The organism is Brevibacterium sp. JSBI002, from assembly GCF_026013965.1.
Classification (GTDB): domain Bacteria; phylum Actinomycetota; class Actinomycetes; order Actinomycetales; family Brevibacteriaceae; genus Brevibacterium.
The window spans coordinates 1,904,809-1,919,066 of record NZ_CP110341.1 but is presented as its reverse complement, the minus strand read 5'-3'; the positions used below and the strand labels follow the sequence as shown (position 1 = coordinate 1,919,066).

Here is a 14,258-nt window from a genome sequence, read left to right as displayed (position 1 = left end):
AGCTATGGCACTGACCGCTCAGGTCAAGGACGAGTTGGCGCGAGTGAAGATCACTCGCACCTCCGCCCGCAAGGCCGAGGTGTCCTCGATCTTCCGCTTCTCCTCCGCCCTCCACCTCGTCAACGGCTCGATCGTTCTCGAAGCCGAACTCGACACCGCCCAGGCCGCCAAACGGCTGCGCGCGGAGATCAAGGATCTCTACGGTCAGCATGCCGACATCGTCGTCATCAACGCCGCCGGAATCCGCCGCTCCAACCGCTACCTGCTGCGCGTCACCCGTGACGGGGGTGCCCTGGCCCGCCAGACCGGACTCGTCGACAACCGCGGCCGTCCCGTGCGTGGACTGCCCTCGGCCATCGTGAACGGCTCCGTCGCCGATGCCGAAGCCGCCTGGCGCGGAGCCTTCCTCGCTCACGGCTCACTGACCGAGCCGGGGCGCTCCTCGGCGCTGGAAGTCACCTGCCCCGGCCCCGAGGCGGCTCTTGCCCTCGTCGGCGCCGCCCGCCGGCTCGGACTGAGCGCGAAAGCCCGCGAAGTCCGCGGAGTCGACCGCGTCGTCATCCGCGACGGCGACGATATCGCCGCTCTGCTCACCCGCATGGGCTCCCACAGCGCCGTGCTGGTCTGGGAGGAACGGCGGATGCGCAGGGAGGTCCGCGCGACTGCGAACCGCCTGGCGAACTTCGACGATGCGAACCTGCGTCGCTCGGCACGTGCCGCCGTGGCCGCCGGTGCCCGGGTCGAACGCGCCCTGGAGATCCTCGGTGACGAAGTCCCCGAACACCTCCGGTACGCCGGTCAGCTTCGCGTGACCCACAAACAGGCGTCCCTCGAAGAGCTCGGTCAGCTCGCCGACCCGCCGATGACGAAGGACGCGGTGGCCGGCCGGATCCGCAGGCTGCTGTCCACAGCGGACAAGCATGCGGAAGAACTGGGAATTCCCGGCACCGAAGCCAGTCTGACCCCGGAAATGCTCGAGGATCGCTAAGATCGAGGCATGAGACGAATCGCCATCAACGGCTTCGGCCGCATCGGCCGCGCCCTGTTCCGTCTGTCCCTCGAACCCGATGCTGATTTCGAGGTCGTGGCCATCAACGATCTCACCGATACGACGACCCTGGCTCATCTGGTCTCCCACGACTCCGTGTGGCCTCGCTTCGACCACGATGTCGACGCCGCCGACGAGGCGATCATCGTCGACGGTCGAGAGATCGCGGTGACCAGCCAAGCCGACCCGTCCGCCATCGACTGGAGTTCGCACAAGGTCGAACTCGTCGTCGAATCCACCGGACGCTTCACCCGTCAGGATCAGGCCGCGGCCACCTCGGCGGCACCGTGCAGACCGTCGTGCTCTCCGCCCCCGGAAAGGACGTCGACGCGACCCTCGTCATGGGGGTGAACGAGGAAACGTTCGACCCGACCGCGCACTCCGTCGTCTCGAATGCCTCGTGCACCACGAACTGCATGGCCACCGTCGTCAAGGCGCTCGACGATGCCCTCGGCGTCGAATCCGGGCTGCTCAACACCGTTCACGCCTACACCGGCGATCAGATGCTCGTCGACGGACCCCACCGGGATCTGCGTCGCGCCCGAGCCGCCGCCGTCAACATCGTGCCGACCACGACCGGAGCCGCACGCACCGTCGGCCGTGTCATGCCCCACCTCGAGGGAAAGCTCGACGGACTGGCCGTCCGCGTGCCGGTGCCCGCCGGATCGATCATCGACTTCACCTTCACCACCTCCACGAGCGCCGACCGCGACGAGGTCAACGCGATCCTCGCCTCCGCAGCAGATGGATCGCCCTACCTCGACTTCTCCACCGACGAACTCGTCTCCAGCGACATCGTCGGCACCACCGCCTCGGCGATCGTCGATTCCAAGCTCACGATGGTGCTGGGCGACCAGATCAAGGTCGTCGCCTGGTACGACAACGAGTGGGGATACACGAACCGACTCAAAGACATGGTCAGCTACATTCTCAGCGAAAGGGACTCATGAGGACATTCGACGATGCGGGCATCTTCGCCGGACACACGGTGCTCGTCCGCAGCGATCTCAACGTGCCGATGGACGAGGGCACGATCACCGACCGCGGTCGCATCCTGGCCTCAGCCGGAACGATCAGGTCCCTCGCCGAGGCGGGAGCCAAGGTCATCGTGATGTCGCATCTGGGCCGGCCGAAGGGAGAACCGGATCCGCAGTTCTCACTGGCCCCGATCGTCCCCGAACTCGCCGAAGCCATCGGCCGTCCGGTCGCCTTCGCCGCCGACACCGTCGGTGACGATGCGCAGACGAGGGCCGCAGCCCTGTCCGACGGCGACGTGCTGCTGCTGGAGAACCTGCGCTTCAACCCCGGCGAGACAGCGAAGGACGATGCCGAACGCCAGGAATTCGCCACCCAGCTGGCAGCGCTGGCCGACGATTTCGTCTCCGACGGATTCGGTGTCGTCCACCGCAAACAGGCTTCGGTCTACGACATCGCCGGCCTCCTCCCGCACTATGCCGGCTCACTCGTGCGTGCCGAAGTCGAGGTCAGCGACAGGCTGCTCAACAACCCCGAACCACCGTTCACCGTCGTCCTCGGCGGATCCAAGGTCTCGGACAAACTCGGCGTCATCGACAACCTCATCGACCGTGCCGACAATCTGCTCATCGGCGGGGGAATGGTCTTCACCTTCCTCGCCGCACTCGGCCACGACATCGGATCGAGCCTGGTCGAGAAGGACCGCATCGACGACGTCAAGGGCTACCTCGAACGCTCCCGATCCGGTGGTGCACGCATCGTCCTGCCCACGGACATCGTCATGGCCGCCTCCTTCGCCGCCGACGCCGAGCACTGGATACGGCCCGTCGCCGAACTCGAAGACACTCCGGCCGGAGGCGACGGCCTCGGCCTCGACATCGGCCCCGAATCGGCTCGCGCCTATGCCGAGATCATCGCAGGCTCGACCACTGTGTTCTGGAACGGGCCGATGGGCGTCTTCGAATTCCCGGCCTTCGCCTCCGGCACCCAAGCCGTAGCCCAAGCCCTGGCCGACGAAGGCAGCAGCGGGGGACAGAGGCTGACCGTGGTCGGCGGCGGCGATTCCGCAGCCGCCGTGCGCAGCCTCGGCTTCGCCGATGACGCCTTCGGCCACATCTCCACCGGCGGAGGTGCCAGCCTCGAATATCTCGAAGGCAGGACCCTGCCCGGACTCGACGCACTCGGATGAGGAAGACAGACACCATGAGCGACCGCACCCTGCTGCTGGCAGGCAACTGGAAGATGAACCACGATCATCTGGGGGCGATCTCCGCTGTCCAGAAGCTCGCCTGGGCACTCGAGGACGCCAAACTCGACGACAGCGACTGCGAAGTCGTCGTCATTCCGCCGTTCACCGACATCCGTTCGGTGCAGACACTCGTCCAGGGCGACAAGCTGTGGCTGAAGTACGGTGCCCAGGACGTCTCCCAGCACGCTCCCGGAGCGCATACCGGAGAGATCGCCGCATCGTTCCTCTCCCGCCTCGGCTGCAGCTACGTGGTCATCGGCCACAGCGAACGCCGTGCCGACAACCACGAGACCAACGAGGTCGTGGCCGCCAAGATCAAGGCAGCACTTTCGGCCGAACTCACACCGATCCTCTGCGTGGGGGAGTCGCTGGAGCAGCGACAGGAGAAGAGCCACATCGAGTTCACCCTCGGACAGCTTGAGGAGTCGCTGGCCGGATTCGACGCAGGCGACCTCTCCGGCCTCGTCATCGCCTATGAACCCGTGTGGGCGATCGGCACCGGAGAGACAGCAACTGCCGCCGATGCCGCCGAGATGGCGTCGGCGATCCGCGCACGCATCGGTGAGAAGTACGGCGAGGCTCTTGCCCAGACCACCCGCATTCTCTACGGTGGGTCGGTCAAGGCCGACAACGTCGCCGAGATCGTCGCTTCCGCGGACGTCGACGGCGCATTGGTCGGAGGTGCGAGCCTCAGCGGTCCGGACTTCGCCGCTTTGTGCAAGGCCGCGGTCGCGAAGTAGACTGACAGACGCATCATTCGACGAAACACTCGACGAAACATAGGTTGAATCCGACGTGGAAATCCTCAACATCATTCTCATCGCGCTGCTCGTGCTCACGAGCATCTTCCTCACCCTGCTGATCCTCATGCACAAGGGCAAGGGCGGTGGCATGTCCGACATGTTCGGCGGCGGAATGTCCTCGTCGCTGGGATCCTCGGGCGTCGCCGAGCGCAACCTCAACCGGTTCACGACGCTCATGGCGATCATCTGGGCGGCCTGCATCATCCTGCTGGGCGTCCTCACCCGGTTCAATTCCTGAGTCATCGTGGCCCGCTGATGCCGAGACCGTGAGACACCGTCCGCCCCGGTGGACGAATGAGAAGGACCCCGACCGATTCGGTCGGGGTCCTTCTCTGTTCGTGCTCTGTCCGTCGTGCCGGCTGATCGGTGCCGTTTCCGGCAGATCAGTCGTGGCCGAAGTGGTGGCGCGGGCTGATCGACGCGATCGCCTCCCGCAGCTGTTCGAGCCCACGAGCACGATCAAGCAGGTGCAGGCGCACCACGGGCCGGCCTTCTCACTCAGCACCGCCGCATCGCCGGCGGCCTGGGCGCGCTGCAGCTGAGCGAAGCCGAAGTCGCGTCCCGGCACCAGCAGGTCCGTGCGAGCCTCACCGGTGATCTGGAGGAACACTCCGTTGGGATGACCGCCCTTGTGGTACTGACCGGTCGAATGCAGGTAGCGGGGGCCGAAGCCGAAGGTCGACTGCACCCCGGCATGCGTGGACACGAGCGGACGCAGATCCTCAGCCTCGGCATCGGCGATCCGATCGAGGTAGGCTTGGATGCCGACATAACCGTACTCGTCGACCTGCGAGAACAGCTCCTCAAGGGCTCCGATGAGATCCGTGGCCCCATCGACGACCTCGAGAACGTCGATGTCACCCTCACGGAACCGCGGCTGCTCCGTCGAACCGGAGTCCGGTCCGTCGAGCAGATGCCTGGCCTGTGCCTTCGCCGCCTCCACATCAGGCTGGTCGAAGGGATTGACCCCGATGCTGTATCCGGCAATCGCCGTGGCATATTCCCAGAACAGGAACAGCTCGCCCAACCCACCCGTGATCGTCGCTTCGAATCCGGACGGCGCACCCAGCTCTGAGTCATCGGCTGCCGGCCCGAGCAGGCACAGGAGCGCGTCTGCACGTGCATCGGAGAACCCGATGTCGGCGGGGGAGTCGACGACGATGGGAAGGATGCCCTGACCGTCCTTGCCGAGGGACTCGGCGATGAGCTGCTCGACCCAGGCCCCGAGTCCGCTGAGCTTCTCAGCGGTTTCGGCGAGGACGAGCTTCTCGGTCGTCCGGGCGTGAGCGATGCTCAGCCAAGCGCCGAACCGCAGCGCAGGATTGTCCGGAGCGTCGGCAGACAGGTCGGCGTCGGCAGCGGCGGCCTCTGCGACGATTCCGCGCACATCGGCACCGGCCAGACCCGCGGGGACGAGTCCGAAGGCCGAGAGAGCGCTGAAGCGTCCGCCGACCGTGGGGTCGACCAGGAAGGTCGCGAGGAAGCCCTGATCGGCGGCCAGCGCCTCGAGTTCGGTTCCCGGATCGGTGATCGCGATCATCCTGGACGCCGGATCGACGCCGATCGACTCGAAGGCCGCGGCGAAGCTGCGGCGGATCGAATCCGTCTCCACCGTGGTTCCGGACTTCGACGCGATGATGAGGACCGTGTGGTCGAGATCGGTGCCGATCGCCTCGGCGACCTGATTGGGATCCGTCGAGTCGATGATCTCGAGTCGGACACCGGCCGTCTGAGCGATCACCTCGGGAGCGAGCGATGATCCGCCCATTCCGGCTAAGCTGATCGTGCGCAGACCCTGCTCCTGCAGACGCACCCGCAGGGATTCGATCTCATCGAGCAGATCTGCGGCGTTCTGCGGAAGATCCACCCAGCCCATCCGGTCCGCGGCATCGGCGGCCCCGTCGAACAGATCCGCATCCTTGGCGCTCAGCCGGGAAGCCAGTCCGGCGTCGATGAGACGCGCGGCCTCTGCCTCGAACTCCTCATCCACGGGAACAGAGAGTGAGAGCTTCATGAGCGGTCCAGAGCCGTACGGATCGTTTCCTGGAGTTCGGTCCAACTGACGTCGAACTTCTCCAGCCCCTGCTCTTCGAGCACAGTCATGACCTCAGCGTAGTCGATGCCCAGTCGTGCCAGAGCGTCGAAGACTTCGTCGGCGGCACGGTAGTGCTCGGAGGTGATCTGGCCGGTGACCTCACCGTGGTCGGCGAACGCCTCCAGAGTGGGTTCGGGCATCGTGTTCACGGTGTTCGGTGCGACGAGCCCGGTCACGTACATCGTGTCGGCGTAGTCGGGATTCTTCACTCCGGTCGAAGCCCACAGCAGACGCTGCGGACGGGCCCCGGCGAGTTCGAGGACTCGGAAGCGTTCGGAGGTGAACAGCTGCGAATGGATCTCATGGGCGAGCACGCAGTTCGCGATGCCCGCCTTGCCCTTGAGCTCCACGGCCTTCGGGTCGTCGATAGAGTCGAGTCGGGAATCGATCTCGGAGTCCACCCGGGAGACGAACACCGAGGCGACCGACCGGATCGTCGAGAGGTCATGACCGGCGGCGCGGGCCTTCTCCAGTCCCTGGAGGAAGGCTTCGACGACGTGGCGGTAGCGGGTCAGGGAGAACACGAGCGTGACGTTGACGCTGATCCCGGCCGCGATCGTTTCGGAGATCGCGCGGAGTCCCTCCTCGGTGGCGGGGATCTTGATCATCGCATTCGGCTCGCCGACGCGTTCCCACAGGGCCTTCGCCGAGGCGACGGTCGCCCCGGCATCATGGGCCAGCGGGGGAGCGACCTCGATCGAAACGCGACCGTCCTCACCGTCCGTGGACTCAAAGACCGGACGGAACAGGCGGGCCGCCTCGGCGACATCCGCTGTGGTCAGCGCCTCGATGGCCTCATCCACATCGGCACCGGAGGCACCGAGCTCGGCGACCGCAGAGTCGTAGTCGTCGGCTGCCGAGATCGCGTTCGCGAAGATCGTCGGATTCGTCGTCACACCCGTGACGGAGGATTGCTCGATGAGGCGGGCGAGATCCCCGGATTCGAGTCGGGTGCGGGAGAGGTCGTCGAGCCAGATCGAGACTCCGGCCGCGCTGAGCTGCTGGAGACGTTCACTCATGCTTCCGCCTTTGCTGCGTTGATGGATTCGTTGGCTGCGTGGACGACGGCCGAGGCCGTGATGCCGAACTTCTCGTACAGGGTCTGGTAGTCCGCGGATGCACCGAAGTGTTCGATGGACACGGCACGACCGGCATCGCCGAGGTACTTGTGCCAGCTCATCGCCGAGGCGGCTTCGATGCTCACCCGTGCCTTGAGCGAACGCGGCAGCACGGTGGCCCGGTAGTCCTCCGGCTGAGCGTCGAACCATTCCTGGCACGGCATGGAGACGACGCGAGCGGCTGTGCCCGATGACTGCAGAGCCTCGGCTGCTTCGAGGGCGATGGCGACCTCGGAACCGCTGGCGAGGATGGCCACCTCGGGCTGGTCACCGGTGTCGGTGAGCACATAGCCGCCGCGTGCGGCCTCGGAGGCGGGCGCGTACTTCTCACGGTCGAGGACCGGCACGGCCTGTCGGGTGAGCACGAGTCCGCTGGGGCCGTCGGTGCGTTCGAGGATCTTCCGCCACGCGACCGCGGTCTCGTTCGCATCGGCCGGTCGGACGAGGTCGAGGCCGGGGATCGCCCGCAGCGCGGAGAGGTGCTCGATCGGCTGGTGCGTCGGTCCGTCCTCGCCGAGGCCGATCGAGTCGTGCGTCCACACGAACAGGTTCGGCAGCTGCTGGAGGGCGGCCAGGCGCACGGCGGGACGCTGGTAGTCGCTGAAGACGAGGAATGTGCCGTTGTACGGACGGGTTCCGCCGTGCAGGGCGATGCCGTTGCCGATGAGACCGGCGGAGAACTCGCGGACGCCGAAGTGGATGTTGCGGCCGTACTCGTTTCCGGAGAACGCATCGGTCGACCGGTGTGCGGGCAGGAAGCTCGGCTCACCCTTGATCAGCGTGTTGTTCGAACCGGCAAGGTCGGCGGAACCGCCCCACAGCTCCGGCATCGTCTCAGCGATGGCATTGAGTACCTGACCGGAGGCGGCACGGGTGGCGATGCCCTTCTCGCTGGTTTCGAAGACCGGGAAGGCTGCATCGAGGCCTGCTGGCAGCTCGCGCTTTGACAGGCGGTCGAAGAGAGCGGCGTTGTCCGGGTTCGCGGTGCGCCAGTCGGCGAAGGACTTGTCCCATTCGAGGTGGGCGGCACGACCGCGGTCCAGGGCCTGACGAGTGTGGGCGAGAACCTCGTCGTCGACGGCGAAGGTCGACTCCGGGTCGAAGCCGAGGACCTCCTTGGTCGCACGGATCTCGTCCTCGCCGAGGGCCGCACCGTGGGATCCGCCGGTGTTCTGCGCGTTCGGGGCGGGCCAGGCGATGATCGTGGACAGGCGGATGAACGAGGGGCGGGAATCCGCGCGAGCGGCCTCGACGGCGGCGTGGAAGGCTTCGATGTCCTCGTGGTAGTCACGCCGGCGGTGAAGTCGACGTGCTGGACGTGCCAGCCGTAGGCGGCGTACCGGGCGGCCGTGTCCTCTCCGAAGGCGATCGCGGTGTCGTCTTCGATGGAGATCTTGTTGTCGTCCCAGATCACCAGCAGGTTCGACAGCTCCTGTGTCCCGGCCAGCGATGACGCCTCTCCGGACACTCCCTCTTCGAGGTCGCCGTCGGAGGCGAGCACGACGATGTTGTGGTCGAACGGTGAGGTGCCGGGAGCCGCCTCGGGGTCGAAGAGTCCGCGTTCACGGCGAGCGGCCATGGCCATGCCCACGGCCGAGGCCAGTCCGGAGCCCAGGGGACCCGTGGTGATCTCGACGCCGGCGGTGTGGCCGACTTCCGGGTGGCCCGGGGTCAGCGAACCCCATGTGCGCAGCGCCTTGAGATCGTCGAGCTCGAGCCCGAACCCTGCCAGGTAGAGCTGGACGTACTGGGTGAGCGAACTGTGACCGCAGGAGAGGACGAAACGATCACGGCCGGCCCAAGTCGGGTCGGCCGGGTCGTGAGTGAGTCCGTGCTGATACAGGTAGTGGGCGATGGGAGCCAGGCTCATTGCGGTGCCCGGGTGCCCGTTCCCTGTCTTCTGCACCGCATCCGCGGCGAGGAGGCGGGCGGTGTCGACTGCGCGATTGTCGAGTTCAGTCCAGGACAGAGTTGTCATGTCGTCGAGCGATCCTTCGTTCGTCTGAAGAGCGTGCATTCAAACTCTACCCGTCGGATGCCTGAAGCGCCGCCCCTGTTCATCTGCCGTGCCGACGGGGAGCGAGACATTTGGGCTACCGACGGGTAAAGTGTGGTCTCGCGCACAGCTGTGATTCGACATTCAATAACTGCGGTGCGCCGAAGAGACTGAAGGGCGACCGGTACTGACTGAGAGAGGTGACAGGGTGAGCAAAGGTGCTGATCCCGTGATCGATGCCGCCGTCGCAGACAGCGGAGACCAACGATCCGATCGGCTGGCGGGCAGGCGCCCCGACTTCGCCGAGGTGGCCGAACAGACGAGGGGGCTCCGTCGGCTGATCTCCCGGATCGGCACGGCGGGCCCGGTGTTCTTCGCCGTGGCGACCGTCGCCGTGTCGTCGGCGATCGCCCAGCCGCTGCGCGGCACCGTCGACATCGGGGAGCTCGGCCTGTGGACGTTGGGCACACTCCTTCTGCTCACCCCCTTCGCGGCAGCGCTGGCCGTGATGCTCAATGCACGGCGCGGCGGGCTGGTGTGGACGACTGCCCTCGTCTATTCCGTCATCGCCGGAATCATCGGACTGTGCGTCGATGCGAATCTCCTCCGCACCGATCCGCAGTCGGCTTCGCTGAGCTTCATCTCAGTGGTCATCGTGCAGGTCGTCGTGCTTGCTCCGGTGTGTGCGGCGGTGGCGTTCCTCGTCCGCATCGTCAGTGACTCGACTCGCCTGCGCGCGACTGGCAAAAACTTCGACAACAGGTAGAATCTAGGGCGTGAGCAAACTTCGTCAGAACCGGGAAGAGCAGAGTGAACGACCTCTGCAGAGGGCCATCGACGAGCAGAGTCTCGCTACCCGACCGCGTTCGATCATCAGCGCCTATATCGCGCTGACCAAGCCGCGGGTCATCGAGCTGCTCCTCGTCACGACCGCGCCCGTGATGTTCCTGGCCGCTCAGGGACTGCCGAACATCTGGCTGGTCATCAACACCCTCATCGGCGGAGCCGCCGCTGCGGCCTCGGCCTCGGTCTTCAACTGCTACGTCGACCGTGACATCGACGCGAAGATGGAACGGACGAAGGACCGTCCCCTCGTCACCGGTGAGATCAGCCCCCGTTCTGCACTCATCTTCGCTTTCGTGCTCGGCATCGGTTCGATCTTCTGGCTCGGCGGATTCACGAACTGGGTCACGGCGGGACTCACCGCCTCGGCGATTCTGCTCTACGCAGTCTTCTACACCCTCGTCCTCAAGCGCCGCACCTCACAGAACATCGTCTGGGGCGGCGCTGCAGGCTGCATGCCCGTGCTCATCGGCTGGTCGGCCGTGACCGGAGGAATCGCGTGGGAGCCCGTGCTGCTCTTCCTCGTCGTCTTCTTCTGGACCCCGCCGCACTACTGGCCGCTGGCGATCAAGTACAAGGCCGACTACGACGCCGCCGACGTGCCCATGCTGCCGTCGAAGGTGCCGCCGACATCCGTCGGCCGTCAGATGATCCTCTACACCTGGGCGATGATCGCCTGCTCACTCGCGCTCATTCCCGTCGCTCCGATGGGTCCTGTCTACACGATCGTGGCCGTCGGCGCCGGAGTCTGGTTCCTGTGGTCGTGCTACTCGCTGGTCTCCCGTGCCAAGCAGGGTAAGGACGGCACCTCGCTCAAGGCGATGAAGGTCTTCCACGGTTCGATCACCTACCTGTCACTGCTCTTCCTGGCAGTGGCCATCGACCCGTTCGTGCCCACCCTGATCCCCGGTATCTGGTGATTCGCCGAAGAACCCGCTGATCCATTCGGCCCAGTTTGAGCTGGATAGCACACGTTTGAAACAGTGCTATCCAACTCAAACTGGGCCGTTGTGCGTCTGTGCCTTGCGCTTCGGGCCGGAACTCAGATCCTCAGCCGGCGTTGACGAGGTCGTCGATGACGATCTTCTTCATCTGCATGAGCGCCTGAGTCTGTGCCGGACCGGTCATCAGCTCGCCGAGGTTCGCCGGAACGATCTGCCAGCTGACTCCGAAGCGGTCTTTGAGCCAGCCGCACTGTTCGTGCTCGGGGGAGGCCGAGAGGTGTGACCAGTAATGATCGATCTCGGCCTGGTCCGCGCATTCGACGGTCAGCGAGATCGCCTCGTTGAATGTGAACACCGGTCCGCCGTCGAGGCAGATGAACTCTGTGCCGTCGAGGACGAACCGGCCGGTCAGGACCTTCCCGCTCATCCCCTTGAAGTGTTCGTCGAGGGATTCGTCGGGATAGCGTTCGATGGACAGGACGCGCGAATCGGGGAAGACGGAGCAGTAGAACTCCATGGCCTCCTCGGCGCAGTCAGGAAACCACAGACACGGAACGATCGGTATGGACATCGGTGCTCCTCGGATATGCGCTGTCGAGGACGGCAACGCTTGCCGCAATCGTAGCCGACAGGCCGACCATGTGTAAGGCCACGAGCAGTTCGGGAACACCGAGGAAGTACTGGACGTAGCCGATGATTCCCTGTGCGACCTCGACGACGAGAAGCACGGTCAGCGGGGCGACCATCGCCGTCTGCGCCTTCTTCCGGGCGACGACGAGCGCGGAGATCGTGGAGATGACGAGCAGCCACACGGGCGCGGCATGCAGCCGGGTGACCCAGATGTTGTCGAGGTTGTTGCGGGTCGAGATCGTCGAACCCGAATGAGGCCCGGCCCCCGTCGTGAGCACGCCGAAGACGACGATGATCGCGGTGAGACCGAGGATGATCCAGCCCAGAGTCGGCAGCGGAGTTGAGGCCTTGGTCCTCAGTCGCACTCCCGTGTCATAGGTGCGGCGGACGAAGTAGGCGGCGACCCCGACAGCGACGGCCGAGGGCACGAAGTGTCCGGCGACGACCCAGGGGTTGAGCTTCGTCCACACGGTGATTCCGCCGACGACGGCCTGGACGGGCACGATGGCCAGCAGCCCGATGTTGAGCCAGAAGAGATCCGGTCGCTGTTTCCGGCTCTTCCACAGCAGAAGGGCAATGCACACGCCGAGGATCGCCAGCGCCACAGCCAGCAGGCGGTTGCCGAACTCGATGGCACCGTGGATCCCCATCTCGCTGGTGGCCACGAGCGAATCCGGGGTGCACTTCGGCCAGTCCGAACAGCCGAGCCCCGAGCCGGTGAGCCGGACGATTCCGCCGGTCAGGATGATCCCTGCCTGGGCGATGAGCATGGCCCAAGCGGCGATGCGGATCTTCTTCGTGACCACTTCACTCCTCATTCGAAACGGAACCACCTGCGTGCCGCAAGCGTTCCCACAAGCCCCCATATCAGGAGCACGATGATTGCCTTGATGTCGGTGCCGCCGTGTCCGATGGCGGATCGCATGGCGTCGCCGAGCGCACCGGAGGGCAGGTAGCCCACAACCGTTCCCCATTCTCCCGGATGCGCGATGACGAGGCCACCGACGCCTGCCATGAGCACCCAGATGAGGTTCGTCGCCGCCAGAGTCGCCTCGGCGCGGACCGTGCCGGCCATGAGCAGACCGAGCGAGAGCAGCGCTGCGGTGCCGAACAGTGTGGCCAGGATGAGTCCGAGGACGTCGACGGGGCCCCGGAAGCCGAGAATCGCCGCCGCGGCGAAGACGAGTGCGTACTGGATGAGAACGACGACGATGACGGCGCCGAGTTTGCCGAGGATGAGTCCGTTCGTCCCCAGCGGAGTCGTCGCCAGCTGCCGCAGCACTCCGTAGCGGCGATCGAAGGCGGTGGCGATCGCCTGCCCGGTGAAGGCGCTGGAGGCCAGGCTCAGGCTCAGCGCCCCGGGGACTGCGATCGACAGCGGATCGGCACCGGCCTCGATGACCCCGAGCCCGGTGAGCAGGGGAGTCTTCGTGAGGAAGACGATTAGTCCCAGCGGGAAGATGATCGAGAGCAGCAGCTGTTCGCCGTTGCGCAGAACGGACAGGGTCTCGAACTTCGCCTGCGAGACGGTGCGGGTCGATGTCATCGCAGCGGCCTCCCGGTCAGTTCGAAGAAGACATCGGACAGGGACTGCGTCTGCATGCCGATGTCCGTGATCTGCAGGCCCGCGTCAGCGACGGCGGTGCACGCAGCCGCGATCTGGCTCGCAGTCGGCGCTCCGTCGAGGGAGATCATCGAACCCTGCGCCGAGGCGGGACCGAGCTCGGTGAGTCGATCGACGAGGGCGGCGGGGACGGGGGAGTCGAGGCGTATCGTCAGCGACCGTGACCCGGCGGAGGCGCTGCGCAGCTCCTCTGGTGCTCCCTGAGCGATGATCCGTCCCCGATCGATGACGACGACCTCGTCGGAGAGCTCCTCGGCCTCGGCGAGGTCGTGGGTGGTGAGGACGACGGCGACTCCGCGGTCGGCGAGATCGCGGATGAAGCTGTGCACGACCTCGCGAGCCTGCGGGTCGAGACCGGCGCAGGGTTCGTCGAGGAAGACGAGACGCGGCCGTCCGATGAGGGCCGCTGCCAGCGCGACTCGCTGCTTCTGTCCTCCGGAGAGCCTGCGCATCGTGCGTCCGGCGAAGTCGTGGAGGCCGAGGGGTTCGGCGAGTTCGTCGACCGGTACGGGATTCTCATAGAGGGTGGAGAGGTGCCGCAGCACCTGCAGGGGCTTCGAGCTCATCGGCAGTCCGCCGTCTTGGAGCATGACCCCGGCCAGCTGCGACGTCGTCGCGTGTTCGGTGACGGGGTCGTGCCCGAAGATCTCCACCGTGCCCGATTCGGGTCGGCGGGTGCCCACGGCCAGGGAGATGGTCGTGGATTTTCCTGCGCCGTTGGGTCCGAGCACGCCGAGGACGGATCCGGACTCGGCCGTGAGGTCGATTCCGTCGACGACACGGTGGGTGCCGTAGGAGTACTGGAGACCGCGAATGGTCAGGGCCGGAGATGACACCAGGCTATTCTACGACGCGTCGAAACGGGTGTCGAAACCGCAGGTGTCCGCTCGCGGCTCGGGCGGTGGTTAGGCTCACCTAGTTTTACGAAACAAA

The 14,258-nt window shown here is 65.8% G+C and carries 11 protein-coding genes and 3 pseudogenes; 7 read left to right on the top strand and 7 right to left on the bottom strand.

Going from position 1 to position 14,258, the window contains the following annotated elements:
- The first annotated feature begins 4 nt into the window (after nt 1–4).
- The 5 genes and pseudogenes from whiA to secG all read left to right on the top strand — a co-directional run bounded on the left by whiA (nt 5) and on the right by secG (nt 4,313).
- On the top strand, nt 5–988 hold the full coding sequence (gene whiA, locus LJ362_RS08860) for a DNA-binding protein WhiA (protein ID WP_039207494.1): 984 nt from the start codon (nt 5–7) through the stop codon (nt 986–988).
- 9 nt (nt 989–997) lie between these two features.
- Nucleotides 998–1,998: pseudogene (gap, locus tag LJ362_RS08855) on the top strand (type I glyceraldehyde-3-phosphate dehydrogenase).
- Nucleotides 1,995–3,212, top strand: a complete 1,218-nt coding sequence (locus LJ362_RS08850; protein WP_264798690.1) for a phosphoglycerate kinase — start codon at nt 1,995–1,997, stop codon at nt 3,210–3,212. The pseudogene gap and the gene LJ362_RS08850 overlap by 4 nt, the downstream one beginning before the upstream one ends.
- A gap of 14 nt (nt 3,213–3,226) precedes the next feature.
- The gene (gene tpiA, locus LJ362_RS08845; RefSeq protein ID WP_264798689.1) at nt 3,227–4,012 is read left to right on the top strand and encodes a triose-phosphate isomerase; all 786 of its coding nucleotides are present in this window, start codon (nt 3,227–3,229) and stop codon (nt 4,010–4,012) included.
- Between the two features lie 55 nt (nt 4,013–4,067).
- Complete coding sequence (gene secG, locus LJ362_RS08840; protein WP_101544300.1) at nt 4,068–4,313, top strand: preprotein translocase subunit SecG; 246 nt, start codon at nt 4,068–4,070, stop codon at nt 4,311–4,313.
- 1,002 nt (nt 4,314–5,315) lie between these two features.
- Here secG and LJ362_RS08835 read toward each other — a convergent pair.
- From LJ362_RS08835 to tkt, 3 genes and pseudogenes are all read right to left on the bottom strand, one after another.
- A pseudogene (locus LJ362_RS08835) lies at nt 5,316–5,843 on the bottom strand (glucose-6-phosphate isomerase); the annotation flags it as partial.
- Nucleotides 5,844–6,085: 242 nt separating this feature from the next.
- Nucleotides 6,086–7,189 (bottom strand): transaldolase, encoded by a 1,104-nt coding sequence (gene tal / locus LJ362_RS08830; RefSeq protein WP_101544296.1) that lies wholly within the window; start codon nt 7,187–7,189, stop codon nt 6,086–6,088.
- Nucleotides 7,186–9,266, bottom strand: a pseudogene (gene tkt, locus LJ362_RS08825) (transketolase). Before tkt ends, tal begins: the two are co-directional and overlap by 4 nt.
- A gap of 226 nt (nt 9,267–9,492) precedes the next feature.
- Here tkt and LJ362_RS08820 point away from each other — a divergent pair.
- Together LJ362_RS08820 and LJ362_RS08815 are read left to right on the top strand one after the other, a co-directional pair.
- Entirely contained in the window at nt 9,493–10,050 is a 558-nt protein-coding gene (locus tag LJ362_RS08820) for a hypothetical protein (RefSeq protein WP_264798688.1), read from the top strand.
- 10 nt (nt 10,051–10,060) lie between these two features.
- Nucleotides 10,061–11,047: a heme o synthase gene (locus LJ362_RS08815; protein WP_101544292.1), complete on the top strand. Its 987-nt coding sequence runs from the start codon at nt 10,061–10,063 to the stop codon at nt 11,045–11,047.
- A gap of 130 nt (nt 11,048–11,177) precedes the next feature.
- Here LJ362_RS08815 and LJ362_RS08810 read toward each other — a convergent pair whose 3' ends face one another.
- Genes LJ362_RS08810 through LJ362_RS08795 form a run of 4 tightly spaced genes read right to left on the bottom strand, consistent with a single transcriptional unit; the run spans nt 11,178 to nt 14,161 of the window.
- Entirely contained in the window at nt 11,178–11,588 is a 411-nt protein-coding gene (locus tag LJ362_RS08810; RefSeq protein WP_264798687.1) for a VOC family protein, read from the bottom strand.
- Nucleotides 11,589–11,604: 16 nt separating this feature from the next.
- On the bottom strand, nt 11,605–12,507 hold the full coding sequence (locus tag LJ362_RS08805) for a COX15/CtaA family protein (RefSeq protein WP_264798686.1): 903 nt from the start codon (nt 12,505–12,507) through the stop codon (nt 11,605–11,607).
- Between the two features lie 8 nt (nt 12,508–12,515).
- Nucleotides 12,516–13,247: an ABC transporter permease gene (locus LJ362_RS08800; RefSeq protein WP_264798685.1), complete on the bottom strand. Its 732-nt coding sequence runs from the start codon at nt 13,245–13,247 to the stop codon at nt 12,516–12,518.
- Entirely contained in the window at nt 13,244–14,161 is a 918-nt protein-coding gene (locus tag LJ362_RS08795; RefSeq protein WP_264798684.1) for an ABC transporter ATP-binding protein, read from the bottom strand. The genes LJ362_RS08800 and LJ362_RS08795 overlap by 4 nt, the downstream gene beginning before the upstream one ends.
- Nucleotides 14,162–14,258 lie beyond the last annotated feature (97 nt).

Excerpts from the sequence above, each read along its gene's own strand:
- whiA (WP_039207494.1), top strand. The coding sequence starts at position 5 with ATGGCACTGACCGCTCAGGTCAAGGACGAGTTGGCGCGAGTGAAGATC.
- LJ362_RS08850 (WP_264798690.1), top strand. The coding sequence starts at position 1,995 with ATGAGGACATTCGACGATGCGGGCATCTTCGCCGGACACACGGTGCTC.
- tpiA (WP_264798689.1), top strand. The coding sequence starts at position 3,227 with ATGAGCGACCGCACCCTGCTGCTGGCAGGCAACTGGAAGATGAACCAC.
- tal (WP_101544296.1), bottom strand. The coding sequence starts at position 7,189 with ATGAGTGAACGTCTCCAGCAGCTCAGCGCGGCCGGAGTCTCGATCTGG.
- LJ362_RS08810 (WP_264798687.1), bottom strand. The coding sequence starts at position 11,588 with ATGGAGTTCTACTGCTCCGTCTTCCCCGATTCGCGCGTCCTGTCCATC.
- LJ362_RS08800 (WP_264798685.1), bottom strand. The coding sequence starts at position 13,247 with ATGACATCGACCCGCACCGTCTCGCAGGCGAAGTTCGAGACCCTGTCC.